The organism is Agrobacterium sp. SORGH_AS_0440, assembly GCF_031453135.1.
In the GTDB taxonomy this organism is placed as follows: domain Bacteria; phylum Pseudomonadota; class Alphaproteobacteria; order Rhizobiales; family Rhizobiaceae; genus Agrobacterium; species Agrobacterium pusense.
In genome coordinates, this window is record NZ_JAVIYR010000002.1 from 460946 (window position 1) to 476574 (window position 15629).

Consider the following 15629-nt stretch of genomic DNA (forward strand, 5'->3'; position numbering starts at 1 on the left):
GTGTCTTTAATGTCCATTTTGAACAGTCTGAGTGCACGCTCTCTGGCGGCTCCCGAGAGCGGTATTGTCGAAGTCGTGAATTACGCCCGGGGGCGGGACAACCTCCTGCCGCTGTGGGTTGGCGAAGGCGATCTGCCAAGCCCCGACTTCATCAATCAGGCCGCCATCGATGGTCTGAACAATGGCGAGACCTTCTATACCTGGCAGCGCGGTATTCCAGAACTGCGCCAGGCGCTGAGCCGTTATTACGAACGCCATTTCGCGGCATCGCTGCCGCCGGAGCATTTTTATGCGACCGGTTCAGGTATGCAGGCGATTGTGCTTGCCGTTCAGGCATTGACGTCACCGGGCGACGAGATGGTGTATCTTTCACCCACATGGCCGAATATCGTTGCCGCCATCGGTGTGGCAGGGGCGAAGGCGGTTCCGGTCGGCATCGATTTTCGTGATGGCCGCTGGGATCTCGATATCGACAGGCTGGAAAGCGCGATTACCCGCAAGACGAAGGCGCTTTTCATCAATACGCCTTCCAACCCGACTGGATGGACGGCGACGGCAGACAATCTCCGTGATGTTCTGGCGCTTGCCCGCAAACATGATCTTTGGATCGTCGCCGACGAGATTTATGCGCTTTATCATTATTCCGGCAGCCGCGCGCCGTCCTTCCTCGATGTGATGGAGCCGGACGACAAGATCGTCTTCGCCAATTCCTTCTCGAAGAACTGGTCGATGACCGGCTGGCGGGTCGGCTGGCTTGTCGCTCCGCCAGTCATCGGCCAGGTGATCGAAAACCTTATCCAATATTCCACGTCAGGCGTGGCGCAATTCATGCAGCGCGGCGCGGTCGCGGCCCTCGACAAGGGCGATGGTTTCATTCGCGAGAATTACGAGCGCGCTTTGACCTCACGCGATATTCTCTGTGACGCCTTGATTGCAACGAACCGCGTCGAAACTCTGAAACCGGATGGCGCTCTTTATGCCTTCCTCAAGATCGATGGAGTGACGGACAGCCGCGCAACCGCGATTGATATCGTCGATAAGACCGGCGTCGGCCTTGCGCCCGGAACTGCCTTCGGCCCGGGGGGAGAATTGTTCCTCCGCGCCTGCTTCCTGCGCAACCCCAGGCAGATAGAAGACGCGGCCGACAGGCTGGCCTCTTACATCCTTAGTCGGTAAGCCTCGCTCGCCGGCATCTCTGCCCTTTCGCGGCGCCTACATAGCATCGGCACGCCTCTGTCCGGCTCGCCTTAGGGCATCACGCCGAAGCGCGAAAATTACAACCCCACGGCGTAGCCATCGACGTGCGGGTTTTTTTGTGCTAATGCGCCCTCGTTCCGTCTATGAGAACATTTTCATACAATAAATAAAATGCCTTGCATCGCACTAACCAATCGTAAGCCACCTTTTCACAGAGGCGGAGGATTGGCTGGGTATTCGCTGTGCAAGTAATCAATGATGAAGAATTATTGGCTTTGATGAGCTCAAGAAAAGCAAACAGGGAAGTAGTGTCATGGCTGTTCTGGTCACGGGTGGGGCCGGTTATATAGGAAGCCACATGGTGTGGGCTTTGCTCGATGCCGGGGAAGAAGTCGTCGTTGTCGATCGGCTTTCGACCGGATCGCGCTGGGCCGTCGCGCCAGCGGCGCGTTTTTATCTCGGCGATGCGGCGGATCCCGCGTTGCTCGACCAGATTTTCGAAGAAAATCAGATCGAGACCATCTTCCATTTCGCCGGCTCCGTCAGCGTTCCCGAATCCATCAGCCGGCCGCTCGAATATTACGAAAATAACACCGGCACTACCCGCGCGCTTGTCGCTGCCGCGGTGCGGAATGATATCCGCAATTTCATCTTCTCCTCGACAGCCGCTGTGTATGGAAACCAGCCTTTCGAAGGCCCGGTGCCGGAAACGGCGGTCCTCAGCCCCGAAAATCCCTACGGTCTGTCGAAACTCGCTTCTGAAATCATGCTGCGCGATGTCGTGCGCGCACATGACTTCAACTACGTGGCGTTGCGTTACTTCAATGTGGCCGGAGCCGACCCCCAGGGTCGCGCCGGACCTTCGCCAACAGGCGTCGCTAATCTCATAAAAGTGGCATGCGAAGCTGCAACCGGGCGCCGGGATCACGTGGAGGTTTACGGGACGGATTATCCGACAGCCGATGGCACCGGCGTTCGCGACTATATCCATGTCAGCGACCTCATCGAAGCGCACATGCTGGCCATGGCCCATTTGCGCGCCGGCGGCGGCACAAGAACGCTCAACTGCGGTTATGGCGTCGGTTATTCGGTGCTTGACGTCCTGCATGCCGTGCAGCGGGAATCCGGACATGATTTTCCGATCATCCACTGTCCGCGCCGGGCCGGCGACATCGCCACCATGGTGGCGGATTCGGGACGGATCCAGTCAGAATTTGGTTGGCGTCCGCGCTTCAACGATCTTTCGACCATCGTCCGCACCGCGTTGCAATGGGAGGCCAAGCGCCAGGCCCAGAAAAACGAGATGATTCCTCCAATACGGCGTAAACTGGCGGCGATAGGATGAACCGGCTGCGCATCACCTTGCCCTGTTTTTCTTGACTGAACGATAGTCAGTCGGGCGGTCTGACGCGCTGGCGGGGCGAAGCCATCGATCACGATCGAAGAAGCTGCGTGTCAGCTTCAGTCCGGCCGAAGTTTCGGTCGCGAGCAAAATCACATTCACGCGGTGCGGCGCGGTGGGTTCCGGCTTCACGGAAGCCGAAATGCCGAAGTGTCGCGCCTGATACGGTTGCATCTTCTGCGCCGGTTCAAGCATCGAGCCAATATCTCTCCAACGGGTCTGCTCGATAATCATGGCAAGTGCTGCCGCAAGCTTCGCGTTGATAGCGCGTCCGGCGGATGTCTGCGGCGCAACTGCCTTCAGCCTGACGGACCGGATTTCCCCGGAAACCTCACCGCGGATTTCCAGGAAAAGCGATCCCGCGCCAGCCGGGTCAGCCATCGTTGCCTCGCCCAGATCAGCCATACATTCGAAGCTGCGGTTATTCACCGGGCTAGGGTGCCAGCCTTGCGGGCTGGAGAAGCCTTTGGCCGTGAACCGGTCGCAAAGGTCTTTACCGGAGATGATGAAACCGCGGGCGAAAGACGCTCTGGCGCCATTGCGCTCGAATTTCAGCAGGTGAGGTGGCAGATAAATGGTTCTCGCGGCAGGCTTCTGCCGTTTGACGGGTTTTGCCCTGGCAGATGGTACGGCGGAAAGAGGAGCGGGCGCCAGATTGAGATAGGTGAGCAGGCTTCTGAGATGCTTTTTGTCATTGGCGAGCAGAACCGTTGCCGATATGGCGGAACAGACGACGAGCACCGCAACAAGCAGCGCGCGGAGACTGACTCTCTTTTGCGGGCCTGCGTCCATCATGGGACCTTGTTGGCTGTCTGTTATAGGCATCAGCCGGTTTGGAGCGAATTATCGGACCATTGGCGGTCCGGCGAATATCAATTGCGAGTAAAAGTTCTAAAATATCTGGTTCCGCCGGAATGTCCGGCGGATGTCCTCAGTCGGAGGAATTCTTGTCACCATCCCGTCCGCCGGCGCTGCTCTCATCATCCGCTACGGGAATGGCGTAGGAACCGTTCAGCCAGCGGGCGAGATCGAGCGAGCGGCAGCGATCCGAGCAGAACGGGTAGTCTTCCCGTGTCGATGGTCGGCCGCATTCCGGGCACGGTTGGGATTTGCGGAGCGGCGTAACGTTTCCAGCGCCTTCGGTGGAGGATTTTGCCACAGCCTATCCCTCCAGCCAGCCAGACGTCACCTCGAACCCTTCACCGGCAAGAAGCGACATGGTCTCATAGAGCGGCAGACCGACGACATTGGTGTAAGAGCCCGTCAATTTCTGCACAAACGCGCCGGCGATGCCCTGAATACCATAAGCGCCCGCTTTGCCGCGCCATTGCCCGGACGCGATATAGGCATCGATCTCACGGGTCGACAGGCGTTTGAAGCGTACCTTGGTCTCCGCCACTTTCTGCCGGATCTTGCCGCCCGGGGTTACGAGGCAGATGCCGGTATAGACCCAATGGCTGCGCCCGGAAAGAAGATGCAGGGCCGCTGAAGCCTCTTCCGTATATTCGGCCTTGCCCACGATACGTCGACCGACAGCAACGACCGTGTCGGACCCCAGAACATAGGCGTCCTTCCAGGCCTGCTCGTTTTTCAGCGCCGCCTGCGCCGCTTCCGCTTTCTGCAAGGAAAGACGGCGGCAGAGCGTTCGCGGATGCTCGAGCTTGACGGGCGTCTCGTCAATATCCATCGGCATCAGGCGAGCCGGCTCGATGCCGATCTGATGCAGCAGCTCCAGACGCCGCGGCGATCCAGAAGCCAGAACGAGCTTTTGTTTTGAATTCGTCATTGCGCTGCCGGGCGTAGGATGCGGAAACGGATTATTTGAAGCGATAGGTGATGCGGCCCTTGGTCAGGTCGTAAGGCGTCATTTCGACCAGAACCTTGTCGCCTGCGAGAACGCGGATGCGGTTCTTACGCATGCGGCCCGCCGTATGGGCGATGATTTCATGGTCGTTCTCAAGCTTCACGCGGAATGTTGCGTTCGGCAGCAATTCGGTTACGATGCCCGGGAATTCAAGGACTTCTTCTTTTGTCATGTAAGGGTTTTCTTCCTGTTGATAGTGCCGGACCGTGTCCTGTCCGGGAAAATTGCGCGGAAACTACACAATCCCGGCACATTTGTGAACCTCTAAAGCATCGGCTTGAAAATCGCGATCGATTTTAACAGGCCGAGGCAGTTTTCAGTCTTTTGAAAGCGTATCCGCCACCGGCTGTTGCCGCTTCGGCAGGCGTTCGGCAATCAGTTTTGCAAGATGGTCCCGCACCTCACGATAGGCGTCGAGTATTTGCTCCCGCGTGCCAGTAACCACCGTCGGATCCATGGTGGGCCAATAGACCACATCGAGAGAGTTCGAGCGCGTCAGTTCCAGTGCGGCGTGATGAGCTTCTGGTGTTAATGTAATGATCAGATCGAAAAAATCATCCTCGATCTCTTCCAGAGTACGCGGTTTGTGCTTGCCGAGCGAAAAACCCTGCTCCTCCAGCACCGCATCCACGAAGGGATCGCGCTCGCCAGCCCGCACACCTGCCGACTGGATGTAGATGCCGGGCGCGACCAATCGTTTGGCGATCACCTCGGCCATGGGGGAGCGGATGGAATTCATGCCGCACATGAACAGGACCGATTTCGGCGCTCGTCCCTCGTTTGGCGCTGCGGCAGGATCGCTCATCTCTAACCCCGCCAATAAAGCACACAGACAAGGGTGAAGAGCCGGCGCGCCGTGTCGAAATCCACCTTTATCTTGCCGGACAGCCGGTCCATCAGCGTCTGCGACCCGTCATTGTGGATGCCGCGCCGGCCCATGTCGATCGCCTCGATCTGGCTCGGCGTGGAAGAGCGGATCGCCTCGTAATAGCTTTCGCAGATCAGGAAATAATCCTTGATGATGCGACGGAACGGCGTCAGCGACAGGATATGGGTGGAGACATCCCTGTCGTCCTCGGTCTTGATGGAGAAAACCAGTTTGGAATCGACGAGCGATATATAAAGCCGGTACGGCCCGCCGTCATGTCCGGCAGGCTCAAAGGTATTTTCTTCGATCAGGTCGAAAATAGCGACGGCGCGTTCATGCTCCACGTCGGGCGTGGACCGGCCGATGCTGTCGTCCAGTACCACGTCGCAGAGCCGGAAGTCGCCTGACGCCATCGTTTAACTTTCCGGGTTGAGGCGGATGGAGACGGAGCGCGCATGCGCGTCCAGCCCCTCGGAACGGGCAAGGGTGATGGCTGCCGGCGCAAGCTGGCGCAGCTGCTCCGGACCAAGGCGCAGGATGGACGTGCGCTTGACGAAATCCAGCACCGAAAGGCCTGAGGAAAAACGGGCCGAGCGCGCCGTCGGCAGAACATGGTTGGAACCGCCCACATAATCGCCGATCACTTCGGGGGTGTGGCGCCCGACAAAAATCGCCCCGGCATTGCGGATGTGGGCCATTAGCGCATCCGGGTCATCGATGGCAAGTTCCAGGTGTTCGGCGGCGATCCGATTGGCCAACGGAATGGCATCGGTGAGCTTTTCGACCAGAATGATCGCGCCGAAATCCGCCCAGCTCGCCGCTGCTGTTTCGGAACGCGAGAGACGCTTCAGCTGCCGCTCGACGGCTGCTTCCACCGCCTTGCCGAGCTCGGCATCATCGGTGATCAGGATGGATTGTGCACCACGATCATGCTCCGCCTGCGCCAGAAGATCGGCAGCAAGCCAGTCGGGGTCGTTATCCCTGTCGGCGATGACAAGCACTTCGGAAGGGCCGGCGATCATGTCGATGCCGACAGTGCCGAAGACCTGACGCTTGGCGGCCGCCACATAAGCATTGCCCGGGCCGACGATCTTGGCGACCGGCGCGATGGTTTCAGTGCCATAAGCCAGTGCCGCCACGGCCTGCGCGCCACCGATGCGATAGATTTCCTCGACGCCCGCAATACGCGCGGCAGCCAGAACGGCCGGATTGACCGCGCCGCCATTCGCGGGCACGACCATGACGATGCGCTCCACACCGGCAACCTTGGCGGGCACGGCATTCATCAGCACTGAGCTTGGATAGCTGGCCGTGCCGCCTGGCACATAAAGGCCCACGGCCTCGATTGCGGTCCAGCGCGAGCCGAGGCCGACGCCGATATCGTCTTCGTAAATATCGTCCTTCGGCATCTGTCGCGCATGGTGTTTTTCGATACGCCGGGCTGCGAGTTCAAGCGCTTCGATCACGCTCGTGTCGACGGCGGCAATCGCCGCATCGATTTCATCAGTCGTTACCCGCATCGGCACCGCGGCAAAATCGATGCCGTCGAATTTCCGGGAGTAATGGGCTAGGGCCGCATCGCCGCGATGTCGGACATCATTGATGATGTCGCGAACGGTCGCATTGACGTCTTCGGAAACTTCTCTCTTGGTTGTCAGGAAGGCAGCGAATTTCTGTTCGAAATCAGCCGATGCCTGCTCCAGCCAGATTGCCACGCCATTACCCTTTCATTGTCCCCGCGGGGTGCACGACTTACCGCAGAACGATTGCGGCTCTGGTATGTGGCATAAATCGAAACGGGACGGAAAGGCAACCGTCCCGACAGTCCGGAAAGCTTATTCGCTGTCGGGATGATGCGGTTTGGTGGCGGTTTCCCACGCACCGCTCACATCAGTCAACTGCGCCTCGATGCATTCGACATCAAGCGCGATGGTACCGCCGCCGGAAAGGGCCAGTTCCACAAGGCCATCCGGGCCTTCGCCATTCGGTGTGAAACGTATCGCCAGAAGCGAAAGAACCTGCTCCCTGTCGGCCAGGTTGATGGACTGCGAACGAACGGCGGAGACACGCTTCAGGAAAACAACTGTGCGGCAGCGTTCCGGTGGCAGGTGCTTTTTATCGGCGCTTTCCCAGACGAAACGGTTGGCGGAAAAGGTGAACTGGCCGTGTTTCGGCTCGAAGGCAACATCCTTCAGCTTGAAGACACTGTCCTGCATATGGGTCGAGATGACGGAGAGATCTTCAGTATCCAGCGCGAGCAATTTCAGGCCGCTCATCTTTTTCTTCCTTCTTGTGCGGTGCGGACCGCTATTTCCATGACTTACAATGGAAATAGGCAGTCCCGGCCCGCTGTGCAACGGGTAGAAAACGGATGAGCGGCGATGAATGGATCAATCGCTGACGCGCTCGACCAACGCGCCGCAGCGGGTGAGCTTTTCCTCGAGGCGTTCGAAGCCGCGGTCTAGATGATAGACGCGCGACACCATGGTCTCGCCCTCGGCCACGAGGCCGGCAATGACCAGCGACACGGAAGCGCGCAGATCGGTCGCCATCACAGGCGCACCCTTGAGGCGGGAAACGCCTTCGATGCGGGCCATCTGACCGGAAAGCGAAATCTTCGCACCGAGCCGGGCAAGCTCCTGCACATGCATGAAGCGGTTTTCGAAGATCGTTTCGGTAATGTGGGAAACGCCCTGGGAACGGGTCATCAGCGCCATGAACTGCGCCTGCAGGTCTGTCGGGAAGCCCGGGAACGGTTCAGTGACGACATCGACCGGCTGAATGCCATTGCCGTTGCGCACCACGCGCAGGCCGGTTTCCGTCTCGCTGATCGTGGCGCCCGCGAGCCTGAGCGTATCAAGTGCATTGTCGAGCAGCGATGCGCGCGTGCCTTCCAGCACCACATCACCGCCGGTCATGGCCACTGCCATGGCATAGGTGCCGGTTTCAATACGATCGGGCAAAACCCGGTGGCGCGCGCCGGAAAGCGAGGTGACGCCTTCGATGGTGATGGTGGAGGTGCCGGCGCCTTCGATCTTCGCGCCCATTGCGATCAGGCAGTGCGCCAGATCGACAACCTCGGGCTCGCGGGCGGCGTTGTGGATGACGGTTGTGCCGCGGGCAAGGCTTGCAGCCATCAGCATCACATGCGTCGCGCCAACCGAAACTTTGGGGAAGGTATAGACCGCGCCGATGAGGCCGCCCTTGGGGGCCGAGGCATTGATGTAGCCGCCATCGATCTCCATCGTCGCGCCGAGCGCCTGCAGGCCCTCGATGAACAGGTCAACGGGACGCGTGCCGATGGCGCAGCCGCCAGGCAGGGAGACGCGGGCGCGGCCCTCACGCGCCAGAAGCGGGCCGATGACCCAGAAGCTTGCACGCATCTTGGAGACCAGCTCGTACGGAGCGGTGGTATCGACAATGGTGCGGCAGGTGAAATGCACGGTACGGGAATAAGCTTCGCCCTGGCTTTCGCGGCGGCCGTTCACGGAAATATCCACGCCATGATTGCCGAGGATACGGATCAGCTGCTCCACGTCAGCCAGATGCGGCACGTTTTCGAGCGTCAGCGTATCGCTGGTCAGCAGCGATGCGATCATCAGCGGCAAGGCGGCGTTTTTGGCGCCGGAGATGGGGATGATGCCGTTGAGCTTGTTGCCACCCGTAATTCTGATGCGATCCATGCGTCCCTACGGGCCTGTGCCCGCCTTTCTTTATCGTGCCTTGCGGAAAGGCGCGTCCTTAGACGAATTTCCGCGGCGTTTCAATTTTATGCTGTGAATTCTCTATGAGGATGATTCGTCCGTTTTTGCGGCAGGCAGGCCAATGGTGTCGTCTGCGTCGCCAGCACGGCGCGCGCGAACCTGTTGTTTGCGCTTCAAAAGATTTTCGCGAAGTTTCTTCGCGGCACGCGCCTTCCGTTCCGCCTCGCGCTGGCGCGCCTTTTCGCCGGGCCCCGCCTGCGGCTTGCCGCTGGGCGCCGCGTCGGATGCGCCCGCGGAAAAGTCCCCGCAGAACGCTGTCTTCACCTGTTTGTCGTGATGTTCGGTCATAGATTCAGCAATATCTGAAAAATGCTGTTTTCAACAGGGGGGGCGCTTTTTTGCGCCGCTTGATGAAGAATATCGTTTTGCGACTTGCGCTCGTCAAAAACCTGTGGCAATAGGCCGCCACGCTTGATGCTGAAGCGATCGCTTCGGCACCGGATGCTGCTATAGCTCAGGGGTAGAGCACTCCCTTGGTAAGGGAGAGGCCGAGAGTTCAAATCTCTCTAGCAGCACCATTAATATCCTAAAGAAATCAATAGGATATCGTAAAATCAACGGCTTAGGGTTTTGTTCGCTACAGCACACTGCTACAGCGGAGCCATGAGTGATATGCCCCTCCCTCCTCGTTTGATGCGCCGTGGTAACGTCTACCATTTCCGGTGTTCGATCCCGAAAGACATTCAAGGTACCTACCCGAAGCGGGAGGAAACCTTTTCTCTCAAGACAAGCGATTATCAGGATGCGTTGCGAAAACTGCGCAAGGCGTCAGCGGAAGTTGATGAGCGCTTCGAAGAGCATCGACGCCAACTTACACGCGACCGAGAGCCTGCTTTGGCGGAACTGACAGACGCGCAAATCAAGCACATCGGCCAAGTGTATTTCATCCATCTGCTTGAGGAGGATGAGGAAATCCGTTTGAGCGGGTTTGAAGATCGAGACTTCGATGAGGATGCCGACCAGCTAGAAGCTATCGAGGCGATAAACCGAGGTGACTGGGCGAGAGGGCATCTAAGTGAGTTTATGATTGGAGAGGCCGAGGAGGTTCTGACGTGGTCAACTGTTAATCTACGGCTTGAGCCATCCTCTCCAAGTTGGGTCTTTCTTGTTCGTGAGTTGCAACGTGTCTCGATAAAGGCAGCAGGTTTGCGCCGTCAACGAAACAACGGTGACCCGATTGAGACTCCTCAGTTGGAAGCTGTAAAGCCCGTCAATGCAACGCCTCTTCTTTCGACATTGATTGACGAATGGGCGAAGGAAAAGGGCCGCGCTGGTGGGGAATGGACCACCTCGACGTTAGTGGCTAATCGTTTGTGGGCGGAGCGCTTTGCCCTCGTTGCAGGGGATCGACCAGCCAACGAATACCGCAAAGCTGACGCTCGACAGTTCAAAACCATTCTCCTCAAGCTGCCCCCCAACTGGACGAAGAACAAGGCAATCGGCGGTTTGCCAATCAAGGAGGCAGCGGCTCAAGCGGAAGCTCTGGGGATCGCTCCAATGAGTAGCAAGAACGCCAATAAGGTTCTCGGCTTCCTGCGAGCTTTCTGGAACTGGGCGAAAGTCAATCACGATGACGTAGCTGCCAATCCCTTCGACGGCATGAATGTAAAGATAAGCGGGAAGGCGCGGGAAGAGCGTTTGCCGTTCTCGATTGAAGAACTGCAAAAGATATTCAGCTCTCCGCTCTTCGTCGGCTGTAAAAGCCTGCGGTATCACAACACTCCCGGTGACCTGTTACCGGTTGACAGTGGTATCTACTGGGTGCCCTTGGTCGGTCTGTTTAGCGGTTGCCGTTCTGGGGAAATCATTCAGCTCCGTCTTGAAGATATACGCGTTGAGGGCGGTATACCCTTCATTCAGGTAACCGATGACGGCGAAGACCTCAACTTGAAGACGGCAGCATCCTTCAGGCGTGTGCCAATTCATAAGACGCTGGTGGACCTCGGTTTCCTAAGATTCGTAGAGCGGCAACGGAAGCGGGGCTTTTCTCGCCTGTTCCCTGAGTTGCCGAAATCTACTGACGGTACTTATTCCACTTCCTATTCAACTAAGTTCAGCAACACGCTGAGGGCTGTCAACATCAAGCACGGCAAGATTTCGTTTCACAGCTTCCGGCACAACTTCGAGGATGCTTGCCGCAACAGCCGCATTCCGAGCGATTTCATGAATGCCCTCCAAGGTCATGCCGAGAAGGGTATGGCGGGGCGATATGGTAACGGCTTGTATGGATTGCAGTTGCTCAATGATGAAATGCAAAAGCTGAGCTATGCGGGGCTTGATCTGTCCGGCCTCATGAAACGCTAAGCGTCAAACAAAAAAGGCCACGGCGCGCCTCGCCGTGACCCTATTTCTAACCCTCTAGCAAAGGGGCCTCACAGCTTATGGCGTGAGTGTTTGGAAGATAGAGGGCTGCGCTCTATTGTGCAAGATACTGGTTGTAAGCCCTGCCAGAGATCGGGCCGAGTAGCCCGACACGATGATTAGTGTCTCGCGCTTAGTCAAAGTACTCTGTTATATCGCCTACGCTTCAGCTTAAATGGCGGCGAAAGCAATTGGCGAATGTCAGGCGGATTTCTGGAAGACTTTCTAAGACGCCGGTCGTCACCTTCTCCTCATCGTGAGGGAGAAAAAACCTATCCACGCGTCACAGCGATTTTCGGAACTCTTTCAATCGCCTACCGTCAATCTACTCACGCGTGAATTAAGCAATTGAAAAATAATGATTTTATCCTATTGACGGCGGAATCTAGCTGGAGTCTAAGCGTCATTGTTCTGGCCGGGACGACGCAAATCAACTCCATTTTCGAGACGCCATCACATGAAAATCAAGCTACCTCTAATCGGCCTTTCCATCGAAATCGTCTACCGTCCCGGTGCCATTTACATCTTCACGCCTAACCATGAGTTCGCGTGGAGCCGGGAGGACTGGTACCAGTGGCCGTCTGGGAGGTGGCGTCATTGGGTTATCGAGCGGCGATAGCATTCGGCCCAAATCTGGGCGCTACACCTCCCTCGGCCCTGCTAGCGACCATGCGCGGGGCCTTCTTCCTGCCGTTCATGGGAACATACACCATGTCTGAAATCCCCCTTTACATTATCGCGGGAGAGCCGCGTATTCTCGATCTTGATCTAGCCTTTGTCCTCGGCATGCGCCGCCCTATCAACATTCGAACCGGCACCATGAAGTTGCTCGGCAACATTCTGGCGAATTGTGGCCTCATGCACAGGGACGGCGATGCGTATTATCTTAACGAAGATCAGGCCCGGGCTATCTGCCATTTCTCGACAGGCCGCAGGGCTGCAATGGTTGACCGCTTAGTGGTCGTGACCTTTCGGAAGTACTACCGAGAGACACAGCCTCAGATGGCCGTTGTCGAGGCACTGAGACTCGGCCTTGCGCCTTTCGATGGGAGCGTCCTGGAAGGCAGAGAGGCCCTTATCGTTGATGCGATACGGTCGAAGCTCCGGCAGACCGCTAGGCCGAGAAAGTATCTCACGACACGCCGACGCCTGCTTCAGTGATCCCTGAAGGGGGATTACCCCACCCTTAAGCAAATCATGAACGCGCACCCTGAGAGGGCGCTTAGCAGGACACTTCAATGACAACTGAAACCAAGCGCCTCGTCGCCATCAAGAACAACAAAGCAGTCACTCACAGCCGCATCGTTGCGTCCCACTTCGGTAAGACACACGCTCATGTCCTCGAAACCATTCGCATCCTTGCCGCCGAGCTTAGTCCCGAAATTTCGGGAGTATGGTTTACGCCGGTCACGGTTAATCAGAAGACGGGGTTCGGTGAACGAAAGATACCTGCCTTCGAGATGACCCGTGATGGCTTTGCTCTTCTCGTCATGGGCTTCACAGGCAAGAAGGCTCTACAGTTCAAGGTCGCGTTTATTGAGCAGTTCAATGCCATGGAGGCGCAGCTACGGAGCCAGCAGGCCGCTACCCCAATGACGGCCACCGAAGTTTCGACCATGATGGCTAAGTACATGGCTGACACCCAAGAGAAGATCGTTGCCCCTCTTGTTCAGGCAATCGCTGACCTAATTCGCAATCAAGCCCCGCAGGCAGCGCCCGCGTTATCGATCGCTGGATGGAACTTGAGGAGCAGACGACCTCAGCTACAGGCCGTGTCACCGCTACCGAAGTGACGGGCAATGGTCACTCAATGCGTTACGAAAAGGTTGTCATTCCCTATAGGTACAACCTGAAATTACCCCACCCTTAAGGAGAAGCCCGAAGGGCGGAAAGACCAATGAAAGGGAGTAGAGGGGGATTGATGAAATCAGGATGACCCTACATTTCCTTCATGATGGATGATGGTGGAATGACACCTTCAACCCACCTCCAATAAACCTCAGAGGCCTTTCTATATAACCTTCAGGTCTCCTTTAATATCCGCGCACAGTCTCTTTAGACGCTCAACATCTGAGAGTGCGTTGACCGGCGAATAGTTGGTCTTTGTTCTCGTGGTCGTGGTGGACCTAAGGCCCTCTTGTCGCTTCCCTGCTGACGAGAGGGCTTTCCTGTTTCCGCCACCCACAAAATGACTTCCACCATACATGAGAAAATCCATGCACGATAACGACCTTAACAAAGGCGGCGGCGAAGCTGTGCCAGTTCCCCCCGCTGGCGGTCCACACCGCATCAACATCAGACCCTGCAAACGTGGAATGCGGGGGCAATTTTATACCGTCTCTTATGACGGTGCCACGATTATTCCGGCGACCTTGAACCCGACAGGGGCGGCCTGCCGTCATCTGGCCTCCCTCGGTCTGAATGGCCCGCTTGAGGTTTGGGATGGTGACCGGCCATATCCTCGCCTTCTCATTCGCGACCTTGTGAAAGCGGCGGCTACCACAGTTGCCGAAGGAGAAGCGCACGGACCTCGGTTTGCCCGCTACCGCGAGTGGTGCGGGATTTCTCGGGAGGCCGCGTAGTGTGCGACCCGCTATCTATGCTCGGCTTCACAATCGGCGCGGCCTCTCAGGTCGTCAGTTACCAAGGGCAAGTCGCAGCCGCCGAGCAACAGAACCAGCTCTACCGCGAGAACGCGGCAAGGGCGAACCAGAATGCCCGTGATCAGATGTTCCAGACGCAACAGCGCATGTTGCAGGAACAGGAGGCAGCAGCCGCCGAGAAGATCGACAACACCCGCGAGGCGAGGGCAGCCAAAGCAACAGCGTCAGTAGCAGCCGGTGAGGCGGGCGTTACCGGCCTGTCGGTCGATGCCCTCCTGAGGGAGTTTGACGGCCGAGCCGCTGAGGCCAACGACCGCATCGACCAGAATACCGAATGGAGCATGACGCAGCTCAACAACGAAATGAAGGGCATCCGCGCCAACACTGAGGACCGCATCAACTCGGTTCAGCGTGCCGCTAAGCCGTCCTTCTGGGACGCAGGCTTGAGGATCGCAGGTGCGGGGCTGGATTGGCGCAATGCGGCTGCTGAATCGCAGCGCAATAACCGTGACCTTCCACGTCTCCCAGAGTCGTCCTTCAGCAAGTTTCTGAGCCGTCCGCTTTGGCGTGTCGGTTGATTACCTCTCGTTACACCATCACAACCAAGAGATAACAGATGACTTATCCCCGCATTAAAACTCTGACGATTGATTCTCATGATGAAGAGCCGCCGCTGAAATGGCGAATGATCGACCTTGGAGGAAGAGCTTATTATCTGGCTCTGGATATCTGCCCCTTGTACGGTCTTGATGCTGACTCTGGCGGAGACTTCCGCACCGCACTTATCGCTGAAGGCATCGATTTCATTGAAAGCCGCGTTGACAATCTAGGCGAGATCATCGGCCCCGTGTCGCTAATTACCCAGGGTGATCACGAGCGGCTGGCAGCTTCGGCAGTGAAGCGTTTGGCAGCCTAAACAATCAATCGACAGGAAATTTATGACCTCTTTCGGAGACGCCTTCAAAGCTGCCCGCACTGCCGGGAAGACAACATTCAAGTGGCAGGGAAAGTCCTACCACACGAAAACCAAGGAAGAGATGGAGAAGACCAAGAAGACTTACTCCGTTCCGACACCCGCGCCTCGACCGTCAAATGAGACCGCTTCCGGCGCAGAGCTATCGACCTCAAAGCCCACATCGACGGCTACGGCTACGATGTTCCGGCAGGCTGCCGAGTCTTCATCCAGCTCGCGCATTCCTTCATTGGTGATTTCCGCCAAGCGGGAAGCCGCGAAGGAAGCGCAGGCAACCAGCGATAGCCCGGAAAAGAAACGCTCGAAGGGCTATTCAACGGCCATCGGACAGCGGCAGGCAAAGCCCTATGAATGGCCTAAGCCGATGCGGTCCCGCGCATGGGCCAATAAGTAGTAGCTTTGTGGTGCGGTAAAGGCCCTCTACCGGCGTTTTCAGTTTTCCGGTGTTCTCATGCATCCCGACCGGGAACGCCGCTTGAATGGCCCCACCGCTTCAGAAAGCAGTTCAACTCCTCCCCGTTGCCATGTCTCGTCGAGTTTTTCGGCATGGTAATGCGGGAGGTGGAATGTTTAGTGAAAAAATCTGAGACCCCAAAT

At 57.4% G+C, this 15629-nt stretch carries 18 protein-coding genes and 1 tRNA gene; 9 read left to right on the forward strand and 10 right to left on the reverse strand.

Annotation, left to right across the window (positions count from 1 at the left end):
• The first annotated feature begins 9 nt into the window (after positions 1 to 9).
• Complete coding sequence (locus QE453_RS11525; protein WP_006697663.1) at positions 10 to 1176, forward strand: pyridoxal phosphate-dependent aminotransferase; 1167 nt, start codon at positions 10 to 12, stop codon at positions 1174 to 1176.
• A 334-nt stretch (positions 1177 to 1510) separates the two neighbouring features.
• Positions 1511 to 2542, forward strand: a complete 1032-nt coding sequence (gene galE / locus QE453_RS11530) for a UDP-glucose 4-epimerase GalE (protein ID WP_006697664.1) — start codon at positions 1511 to 1513, stop codon at positions 2540 to 2542.
• A gap of 12 nt (positions 2543 to 2554) precedes the next feature.
• On the opposite strand, the gene QE453_RS11535 is transcribed toward galE, so the two are convergent.
• From QE453_RS11535 to QE453_RS11580, 10 genes are all read right to left on the reverse strand, one after another.
• Positions 2555 to 3391, reverse strand: coding sequence for a DUF6030 family protein (locus QE453_RS11535; protein ID WP_184285764.1), 837 nt, complete (start codon positions 3389 to 3391; stop codon positions 2555 to 2557).
• Between the two features lie 139 nt (positions 3392 to 3530).
• A complete protein-coding gene (gene yacG, locus QE453_RS11540) occupies positions 3531 to 3758 on the reverse strand; it encodes a DNA gyrase inhibitor YacG (protein WP_004439907.1) in 228 nt (75 codons plus the stop codon).
• Positions 3759 to 3761: 3 nt separating this feature from the next.
• Entirely contained in the window at positions 3762 to 4385 is a 624-nt protein-coding gene (locus tag QE453_RS11545) for a Maf-like protein (protein WP_004439909.1), read from the reverse strand.
• A gap of 31 nt (positions 4386 to 4416) precedes the next feature.
• Complete coding sequence (infA, locus tag QE453_RS11550; RefSeq protein ID WP_003503453.1) at positions 4417 to 4635, reverse strand: translation initiation factor IF-1; 219 nt, start codon at positions 4633 to 4635, stop codon at positions 4417 to 4419.
• A 144-nt stretch (positions 4636 to 4779) separates the two neighbouring features.
• On the reverse strand, positions 4780 to 5268 hold the full coding sequence (locus tag QE453_RS11555) for a low molecular weight phosphatase family protein (RefSeq protein ID WP_077986634.1): 489 nt from the start codon (positions 5266 to 5268) through the stop codon (positions 4780 to 4782).
• Positions 5269 to 5270: 2 nt separating this feature from the next.
• Positions 5271 to 5744 (reverse strand): UPF0262 family protein, encoded by a 474-nt coding sequence (locus tag QE453_RS11560; protein ID WP_004439916.1) that lies wholly within the window; start codon positions 5742 to 5744, stop codon positions 5271 to 5273.
• Positions 5745 to 5747: 3 nt separating this feature from the next.
• The gene (gene hisD, locus QE453_RS11565; RefSeq protein WP_004439919.1) at positions 5748 to 7046 is read right to left on the reverse strand and encodes a histidinol dehydrogenase; all 1299 of its coding nucleotides are present in this window, start codon (positions 7044 to 7046) and stop codon (positions 5748 to 5750) included.
• Positions 7047 to 7166: 120 nt separating this feature from the next.
• Entirely contained in the window at positions 7167 to 7607 is a 441-nt protein-coding gene (locus QE453_RS11570) for a DUF2948 family protein (RefSeq protein ID WP_004439923.1), read from the reverse strand.
• Between the two features lie 114 nt (positions 7608 to 7721).
• Positions 7722 to 9014, reverse strand: a complete 1293-nt coding sequence (murA, locus tag QE453_RS11575; protein ID WP_004439925.1) for a UDP-N-acetylglucosamine 1-carboxyvinyltransferase — start codon at positions 9012 to 9014, stop codon at positions 7722 to 7724.
• 102 nt (positions 9015 to 9116) lie between these two features.
• Positions 9117 to 9383, reverse strand: a complete 267-nt coding sequence (locus tag QE453_RS11580; protein ID WP_045532828.1) for a hypothetical protein — start codon at positions 9381 to 9383, stop codon at positions 9117 to 9119.
• Positions 9384 to 9538: 155 nt separating this feature from the next.
• Between QE453_RS11580 and QE453_RS11585 the strand changes: the two genes are divergently transcribed.
• From QE453_RS11585 to QE453_RS11615, 7 genes are all read left to right on the forward strand, one after another.
• Positions 9539 to 9613: transfer RNA gene (locus QE453_RS11585), tRNA-Thr, on the forward strand.
• A gap of 85 nt (positions 9614 to 9698) precedes the next feature.
• Complete coding sequence (locus QE453_RS11590; RefSeq protein WP_309777103.1) at positions 9699 to 11399, forward strand: site-specific integrase; 1701 nt, start codon at positions 9699 to 9701, stop codon at positions 11397 to 11399.
• Positions 11400 to 12167: 768 nt separating this feature from the next.
• A complete protein-coding gene (locus QE453_RS11595) occupies positions 12168 to 12617 on the forward strand; it encodes a hypothetical protein (protein ID WP_309777104.1) in 450 nt (149 codons plus the stop codon).
• Between the two features lie 77 nt (positions 12618 to 12694).
• Positions 12695 to 13249, forward strand: a complete 555-nt coding sequence (locus QE453_RS11600) for a Rha family transcriptional regulator (protein ID WP_309777105.1) — start codon at positions 12695 to 12697, stop codon at positions 13247 to 13249.
• Positions 13250 to 14037: 788 nt separating this feature from the next.
• On the forward strand, positions 14038 to 14637 hold the full coding sequence (locus QE453_RS11605) for a hypothetical protein (protein WP_309777106.1): 600 nt from the start codon (positions 14038 to 14040) through the stop codon (positions 14635 to 14637).
• 38 nt (positions 14638 to 14675) lie between these two features.
• Positions 14676 to 14975, forward strand: coding sequence for a hypothetical protein (locus QE453_RS11610; protein WP_309777107.1), 300 nt, complete (start codon positions 14676 to 14678; stop codon positions 14973 to 14975).
• A gap of 22 nt (positions 14976 to 14997) precedes the next feature.
• Positions 14998 to 15426 (forward strand): hypothetical protein, encoded by a 429-nt coding sequence (locus QE453_RS11615; RefSeq protein WP_309777108.1) that lies wholly within the window; start codon positions 14998 to 15000, stop codon positions 15424 to 15426.
• Positions 15427 to 15629 lie beyond the last annotated feature (203 nt).

Bases quoted from the DNA above. Each gene is read 5' to 3' on its own strand.
- QE453_RS11525 (WP_006697663.1), top strand. From the start codon at position 10: ATGTCCATTTTGAACAGTCTGAGTGCACGCTCTCTGGCGGCTCCCGAG.
- galE (WP_006697664.1), top strand. From the start codon at position 1,511: ATGGCTGTTCTGGTCACGGGTGGGGCCGGTTATATAGGAAGCCACATG.
- QE453_RS11535 (WP_184285764.1), bottom strand. From the start codon at position 3,391: ATGGACGCAGGCCCGCAAAAGAGAGTCAGTCTCCGCGCGCTGCTTGTT.
- QE453_RS11545 (WP_004439909.1), bottom strand. From the start codon at position 4,385: ATGACGAATTCAAAACAAAAGCTCGTTCTGGCTTCTGGATCGCCGCGG.
- infA (WP_003503453.1), bottom strand. From the start codon at position 4,635: ATGACAAAAGAAGAAGTCCTTGAATTCCCGGGCATCGTAACCGAATTG.
- QE453_RS11555 (WP_077986634.1), bottom strand. From the start codon at position 5,268: ATGAGCGATCCTGCCGCAGCGCCAAACGAGGGACGAGCGCCGAAATCG.
- QE453_RS11560 (WP_004439916.1), bottom strand. From the start codon at position 5,744: ATGGCGTCAGGCGACTTCCGGCTCTGCGACGTGGTACTGGACGACAGC.
- QE453_RS11570 (WP_004439923.1), bottom strand. From the start codon at position 7,607: ATGAGCGGCCTGAAATTGCTCGCGCTGGATACTGAAGATCTCTCCGTC.
- murA (WP_004439925.1), bottom strand. From the start codon at position 9,014: ATGGATCGCATCAGAATTACGGGTGGCAACAAGCTCAACGGCATCATC.
- QE453_RS11580 (WP_045532828.1), bottom strand. From the start codon at position 9,383: ATGACCGAACATCACGACAAACAGGTGAAGACAGCGTTCTGCGGGGAC.
- QE453_RS11590 (WP_309777103.1), top strand. From the start codon at position 9,699: ATGAGTGATATGCCCCTCCCTCCTCGTTTGATGCGCCGTGGTAACGTC.
- QE453_RS11595 (WP_309777104.1), top strand. From the start codon at position 12,168: ATGTCTGAAATCCCCCTTTACATTATCGCGGGAGAGCCGCGTATTCTC.
- QE453_RS11600 (WP_309777105.1), top strand. From the start codon at position 12,695: ATGACAACTGAAACCAAGCGCCTCGTCGCCATCAAGAACAACAAAGCA.
- QE453_RS11610 (WP_309777107.1), top strand. From the start codon at position 14,676: ATGACTTATCCCCGCATTAAAACTCTGACGATTGATTCTCATGATGAA.
- QE453_RS11615 (WP_309777108.1), top strand. From the start codon at position 14,998: ATGACCTCTTTCGGAGACGCCTTCAAAGCTGCCCGCACTGCCGGGAAG.